This is a genomic window from Pseudomonas sp. TJI-51, assembly GCF_000190455.2.
GTDB lineage: Bacteria > Pseudomonadota > Gammaproteobacteria > Pseudomonadales > Pseudomonadaceae > Aquipseudomonas > Aquipseudomonas juntendi.
On sequence record NZ_AEWE02000060.1, the window covers coordinates 33,290 to 33,899 of the forward strand.

1 pseudogene is annotated in these 610 nt (G+C 59.8%); it reads right to left on the reverse strand.

The window, feature by feature from the left end:
* A pseudogene (locus tag G1E_RS29530) lies at nt 1–444 on the reverse strand (urocanate hydratase); the annotation flags it as partial.
* Between the last annotated feature and the right edge of the window lie 166 nt (nt 445–610).

Consider the following 610-nt stretch of genomic DNA (forward strand, 5'->3'; position numbering starts at 1 on the left):
GCCCTGGACGATGCCCTGGCTACCGATGTAGATCCAGCTGCCGGCGGTCATCTGGCCATACATGGCCAGGCCTTTGGCGTCCAGCTCGTTGAAGTGCTCCCAGCTGGCCCAGTGCGGCACCAGGTTGGAGTTGGCGATCAATACACGCGGGGCGTTGCTGTGGGTCTTGAACACCCCGACCGGCTTGCCCGATTGCACCAGCAGGGTTTCGTCGTCTTCCAGGCGGGTCAGGGTTTCGACGATCTTGTCGTAGCATGCCCAGTTGCGCGCGGCGCGGCCGATGCCCCCATAAACCACCAACTCCTTCGGGTTCTCCGCGACCTGCGGGTCGAGGTTGTTCATCAGCATGCGCAGTGGCGCTTCGGTCAGCCAGCTTTTGGCGGTGAGCTTGTTGCCACGTGGGGCACGGATTTCAACGTCACGGTATTTATTGTTGTCGGTCACGGGAAGGGTCCTCTGCGGTCGAGCGCGGGCGGGTATGTCGTGGATAATATACAAACACACCTTTACTTGTATGTACAAGCATGGACAACCAAAATAATCGGAACGGTCCGTTGAATGGATCGGACAACAAAGGGGCCGCTGCGCGACCCAATCGCCGGCAAGCCAG